The sequence below is a fragment of the Microbacterium sp. genome (genome assembly GCF_035277845.1).
Classification (GTDB): Bacteria; Actinomycetota; Actinomycetes; order Actinomycetales; family Microbacteriaceae; genus Microbacterium.
In genome coordinates, this window is sequence record NZ_DATEJS010000331.1 from 1 (window position 1) to 5863 (window position 5863).

Here is a 5863-nt window from a genome sequence, read left to right on the forward strand (position 1 = left end):
ACGGCATCGCCACCGGGGCGACGGCGACCGCGGCGTGTCAGGAGATGCGTCGCCGCGGAGCCGCGCGGGTGGTGCTCGCCGTCCCGGTGGCGCCCGCGCAGTGGCGGCCGACCCACGGAACCGTCGACGACTACCTGTGTCTGCGTGCCGAGCGGGACTTCTGGGCGGTCGGCCAGTTCTACATCGACTTCACCCAGACGACCGACGCGGAGGTCGTGGAACTGCTGTCCCACGACCTCCGCGACGGATCGGCGTGAGCGGTCTCAGCGGGCGAGCGCCTCGCGCAGCGTGTCGAGCCCGACGCCGCCGATGTCGAGCGCGCGCTTGTGGAACTCCTTGATCGAGAAGGCATCGCCCTGACGCGCCCGGTAATCGTCGCGCGCCTGCTCCCAGATGCGCTGGCCGACCTTGTACGACGGGGCCTGGCCCGGCCATCCCAGGTACCGGTTGACCTCGAACTGGATGAACTCATCCGACATGTTCACGTTCTGGCGCATGAAGTCGAGAGCGTACGCAGCATCCCAGGTGCCCTCGCCGTCCAGACGCGGCTTCTCGAGGTGCACGCCGATGTCGAGCACCACGCGCGCGGCTCGCATGCGCTGGCCGTCGAGCATCCCGAGCCGATCGGCCGGGTCCTCCAGGTAGCCGAGCTGCTCCATCAGGCGCTCCGCGTACAGGGCCCAGCCCTCGGCGTGGCCCGAGGAGCCGGCCAGCAGACGCCGCCACGAGTTCAGCTCGGCGCGGTTGTACACGGCCTGGGCGATCTGCAGGTGGTGCCCGGGGACGCCTTCGTGGTACACGGTGGTGAGCTCGCGCCATGTGTCGAACGTGTCGACGCCCTCCGGCACCGACCACCACATGCGACCGGGCCGCGAGAAGTCGTCGGTCGGCCCGGTGTAGTAGATCCCGCCCTCGTTGGTCGGCGCGATCATGCACTCCAGCTTGCGGATCGGCTCCGGGATGTCGAAATGGCTGCGGCCGAGCTCGGCGACGGCGTGGTCGCTCGTCTCCTGCATCCAGCGCTGCAGCTCCTCGGTGCCGTGGAGCTTGCGGGTCGCGTCGTTCTCGAGGAACGCGACCGCCTCCTCGACGGACGCACCGGGCTTGATCTCGTGCGCGATCGCGGTCTGCTCCGCGACCATGCGGGCGAGCTCCTCGCGCCCCCACTCGTACGTCTCGTCGAGGTCGATCGTCGCGCCGAGGAAGCGCCGGGAGTGGAGCGCGTACAACTCACGGCCGACCGCGTCCCGCTCGTTCGCGACGGCGGCCAGCTCACCGCCGAGGAACTCGGCGAGGCGCTCGTATGCGACGCGCGCCGCGTTCGAGTTGTCGGCGAGGTCCCGGGCGAGCGATGCCGGCAGCTGGCCTTCTTCCGGCGCCGCCTCGCCCGCGAACGTGGCGAAGAACCCGTTGTCGCCGACGTAGCGGCCGATCTGGGTGACGACCTCGTCGACCTGGCGGCGTGCCGGGACGACGCCCTGGGCGATCCCCTCGCGCAGCGTCTCGATGTAGCCGTCGATGGCGCCGCGCACGTTGCCGAGGCGGGTCGAGACGACCGACCAGTCGTCGATCGTGGCCGTGGGCATGATGTCGAAGACGGCGCGGATGTCCTGCGCCGGGGACGCGATCACGTTGAGGTCGCGCAGGTCCCAGCGGGCCTCGGCGAGCTCGAGGCTCAGGCGCAGCTCGCCGCTCAAGTCGGCCTTGGTGACCTCGTCGACCGCGTCGACCGGGGCGGCGGCGTCGAGTTCGGACAGGGCGGTGCGGGTCGCCTCCACCACGCGCTCGATGCCCGCCGGCGAATAGTCTCCGTACCGATCGTTGAACTCGGAGCGCCCGATGTAGGTGGCGAGCGTGGGCATCTGCTCGGCCAGTGTGTCCACCCATGCGTCGGCGATCTTGTCGATCGGCGTAGGGGTGCGGGAAGGTTCAGTCATCCTTCCAGACTACGGAGGCGACACCGGGTGTCGCCACCCGCGGAACCGGATGCCGCCGCCGTGGTCGGCGTCAGTGCCCGGCGAGGTCCCAGTTCGCGCCCTGCCCGATCTGGACGTCGAGCGGCACCGACAGCTCGGCCGCGTCGCCCATGCGAGCACGGACGATCCGCTCGGCGGCATCCCACTCCCCCGGCGCGACTTCCACGACCAGTTCGTCGTGGATCTGCAGCAGGATGCGGGAGGCCAGGCCTTCGGCCCGGAACTCGTCGTGGATGTGGAACAGGGCGATCTTCATGATGTCGGCTGCGCTGCCCTGGATCGGGGCGTTCAGTGCGGCCCGCTCGGCGTTCTCGCGCAGCACCCGGTTGGGGCTGGACAGATCGGGGAAGGGGCGGCGACGTCCGAAGATGGTCTCGGTGTAGCCGACCTCCTTCGCAGCCAGCACCGACGAGCGCAGATAGTCGCGCACGGCGCCGAACCGGGCGAAGTACTCGGTCATCAGCTGCTTCGCCTCGGTCTGCTCGATGCGAAGCTGCCGGGACAGCCCGAAGGCGGACAGCCCGTACACCAGACCGTACGACATGGCCTTGACCTTGGTGCGCATGTGCGGGGTGACCTGGCCGGGCTCCACGCCGAACACCCGGGCGCCGACGAACCGGTGCAGGTCTTCGCCGGAGTTGAACGCCTCGATGAGGCCCTCGTCGCCCGACAGGTGCGCCATGATCCGCATCTCGATCTGGGAGTAGTCGGCCGTCAGCAGCGTCTCGTAGCCGTCGCCCACTTCGAAGGCGGCGCGGATGCGCCCGGACTCGTCGGTGCGGATCGGGATGTTCTGCAGGTTCGGGTCGGTGCTGGACAGGCGGCCGGTCTGGCTGCCGGTCTGCACGTAGGTGGTGCGGATGCGGTGGTCGGGGCCGATCGCCGCATCCAGCGACTCGATGATCTGCCGCAGCTTCGTGGCCTCGCGATGCTGAAGCAGCAGGTCGAGGAACGGATGCGGGCTCGTCTCCTGAAGGTCGGCGAGCACCGCGGCGTCCGTCGAGTACCCCGTCTTCGTCTTGCGGGTCTTCGGCAGCTGCAGCTCCTCGAACAGCACCTCCTGCAGTTGCTTCGGGGAGCCGAGGTTCACCTCGCGGCCGATCGCGGTGTAGGCGTCCTGCGCGATGGCGTCCGCCCGCGCGCCGAGCTCCGCGCTGAATGCAGACAGCTTCGCGTGCGACACGGCCACGCCCGCCAGCTCCATGTCGGCGAGGGTGGACAGCGTGGGCAGCTCGATGTCGGCCAGCACGGATGCCACGCCCTCGGGAAGCGCGGCACGCTGCGCGTCGGCAACCCGCAGCGTGAACCAGGAGAGCTGGCCGGGCGTCGCCCCCTCGGTCTCGGGGACGAGCTGGGTCGGGTCGGCCTCGGGGAGCTTCTCGTCGAGGTAGCGGTCGACGAGGTGCCCGAGCGATTTGTCCGGGAAGCTCGGCCGCACCAGCCACCCGGCGATGATGGTGTCGAAGCCGATGCCCGCCGTGGGCACGCCGGCCCGGGCGAGAGCCTTGATCTGCGGCTTCGCGTCGCTGAACGCCTTGACCGCCTCGGATGCGAACCAGTCGCGGACGGATGCCGCGACCTCGTCGCTCCAGCTCGTCTCGACCGCGAGCGGTCGGTCGCCGTTCGTCGAGATCGTCGCGAACCCGACGCGCTGCGGCCGTCCGCCGTCGCTGAGCACGGTGACGCCGACTTCGCCGTCGGCCGAAGCCAGCCAATCCGCGAGCCCCGCCGCGCCCAGCTCGACGGGAGTGGGGGCGGCGACGGTCGGGGCGGAGGCCTCGGCGGCCATCTGCGGTTCGATGCCCGTCGCCTCGAACACGCGCGGCAGCAGCGTCTTGAACTCGAGCCGCGCGAAGATGTCGCGCACGGCCTGCGGATCGATGGGCTGCACGCTGAGATCGGCCGGGCCCATCGGCAGTTCGACGTCGCGCAGCAGCCGGTTCAGGCGCCGGTTGCGGCGGACGTCGTCGAGGTGCTCGCGCAGGTTGCCGCCCACGACGCCCTTGATCGAGTCCGCTCCCTCGAGGAGCGCATCGAGCGAGCCGAACTGGGTGAGCCACTTGACCGCGGTCTTCTCCCCCACCTTCGGGACGCCCGGCAGGTTGTCGCTGGTCTCGCCGACGAGAGCCGCGATGTCGGGGTACTGCTCGGGCTGCACTCCGTAGCGCTCCACGACGGTGGCGGGGTCGTACCGCTTCAGCTGCGAGACGCCCTGCACGTTCGGGTACAGCAGCGTGATCCGGTCGTCGACGAGCTGGATGGTGTCGCGGTCGCCCGAGCAGACGAGCACGTCGTAGCCGGCATCCGCACCCTGCGTCGCGAGCGTGGCGAGGATGTCGTCGGCCTCGATGTCCTCCTTCTGGAGCACGTGGATGCCCATCGCCGCCAGGCACTCCTGCAGCAGGGGGATCTGGCCGCGGAACTCCGCCGGGCTCTCGGAGCGGTTGGCCTTGTACTCCGCGTATTCGCGGGTGCGGAACGACTGGCGGGACGTGTCGAACGCGACCGCCATGTGCGTCGGACGCTCGGCCTTGATCAGGTTCACGAGCATCGACAGGAACCCGTAGATGCCGTTGGTGTGCTGGCCGTCCTTCGTCGAGAAGTTCTCCACCGGCAGCGCGTAGAACGCCCGGTATGCGAGCGAATGGCCGTCGACGACGAGAAGGGTAGGCTTTGCGGAGTCCGTCACCCCGTCAGCCTAGCCGGGGCCACCGACACCCGAGATGCGAGCGGAGACGACGATGGCCGAGACCACGAGCCCCGGAATCGACTGGGCGATCGAGCGCGGAATGGGCGCCCTCGCCGAGAAGATGGGGCTGCAGTGGGTGGAGTTCTCGCTGGAGCGCTGCGTGGCCACGATGCCCGTCGAGGGCAACACGCAGCCGGTCGGTCTGATGCACGGCGGCGCCTATGTCGTGCTCGGCGAATCGCTCGGCTCGATGGCGGCGAACCTGCACGCGGGGCGCGGCCGGCTCGCGGTCGGCGTCGACATCAACGCGACGCACACGCGCTCCGCGACCTCCGGCGTCGTGACCGGCGTCTGCACGCCGATCCACCTCGGTCGCACCATGACCGTGCACGAGATCGTGGTCTCCGACGAGCAGGGTCGCCGGCTGTCGACGATCCGCATCACGAACCTGATCAAGGACTTCCCGGCAGCGAGCTGACGGCATCCTGCGGTCTGCCCGCAGCATGCGTCGTCGATCTCGTCGCCGCGAGATCCGAGCGCCTACTTCTTGGGCGCGAGCTGTTCGATGATGGCCTTCGCGACGTCCTGCATCGTGAGGCGGCGGTCCATCGACGCCTTCTGGATCCAGCGGAAGGCCTCGGGCTCGGACAGACCCATCTTCTCGTTGAGCAGTCCCTTGGCACGGTCGACGAGCTTGCGGGTCTCGAAGCGCTCCACCATGTCGGCGACCTCGGCCTCGAGCGTGACGATCTGCTCGTAGCGGGCCAGGGCGATCTCGATCGCCGGCAGCAGGTCGTTCGGGGTGAACGGCTTCACCACATACGCCAGGGCGCCGGCCTCGCTCGCGCGCTCCACGAGCTCCTTCTGGCTGAAGGCGGTGAGCAGCACGACCGGCGCGATGTGGCTCTTACTGAGCTTCTCGGCCGCGGAGATGCCGTCGAGCTGCGGCATCTTGACGTCCATGATGACCAGGTCGGGCCGCAGCTCGGTCGCCAGTTGCACCGCCGTCTCTCCGTCGCCGGCTTCGCCCACGACGTCGAATCCGTTGTCGCGGAGGATCTCCACGATGTCGAGACGGATGAGCGACTCGTCCTCGGCGACGACGACGCGTCGGGGGGCGGGCGCGGATGCGGAACTCTGCTCCTGGTCAGTCACCTTCCCATCCTAGCGAAGGCCGTCGTGACGCCTGCAATCGCGG

At 69.5% G+C, this 5863-nt stretch carries 4 protein-coding genes and 1 pseudogene; 2 read left to right on the plus strand and 3 right to left on the minus strand.

What is annotated here, in order from left to right:
* A pseudogene (locus tag VJR25_RS14615) lies at positions 1-257 on the plus strand (hypothetical protein); the annotation flags it as partial.
* A 6-nt stretch (positions 258-263) separates the two neighbouring features.
* Here the strand turns inward: VJR25_RS14615 and VJR25_RS14620 are convergent.
* Both VJR25_RS14620 and polA read right to left on the minus strand, forming a co-directional pair.
* Entirely contained in the window at positions 264-1937 is a 1674-nt protein-coding gene (locus VJR25_RS14620) for a DUF885 domain-containing protein (protein WP_324116287.1), read from the minus strand.
* 70 nt (positions 1938-2007) lie between these two features.
* Positions 2008-4665: a DNA polymerase I gene (gene polA / locus VJR25_RS14625; RefSeq protein WP_324116289.1), complete on the minus strand. Its 2658-nt coding sequence runs from the start codon at positions 4663-4665 to the stop codon at positions 2008-2010.
* A 52-nt stretch (positions 4666-4717) separates the two neighbouring features.
* Between polA and VJR25_RS14630 the strand changes: the two genes are divergently transcribed.
* Positions 4718-5143 carry a hotdog fold thioesterase gene (locus tag VJR25_RS14630; RefSeq protein WP_324116291.1) on the plus strand — a complete coding sequence of 142 codons (426 nt, stop codon included), beginning with the start codon at positions 4718-4720 and terminating at the stop codon, positions 5141-5143.
* Between the two features lie 62 nt (positions 5144-5205).
* Here VJR25_RS14630 and VJR25_RS14635 read toward each other — a convergent pair whose 3' ends face one another.
* The gene (locus VJR25_RS14635; RefSeq protein WP_324116293.1) at positions 5206-5820 is read right to left on the minus strand and encodes an ANTAR domain-containing response regulator; all 615 of its coding nucleotides are present in this window, start codon (positions 5818-5820) and stop codon (positions 5206-5208) included.
* Positions 5821-5863 lie beyond the last annotated feature (43 nt).

Excerpts from the sequence above, each read along its gene's own strand:
- VJR25_RS14630 (WP_324116291.1), top strand. The coding sequence starts at position 4,718 with ATGGCCGAGACCACGAGCCCCGGAATCGACTGGGCGATCGAGCGCGGA.
- VJR25_RS14620 (WP_324116287.1), bottom strand. The coding sequence starts at position 1,937 with ATGACTGAACCTTCCCGCACCCCTACGCCGATCGACAAGATCGCCGAC.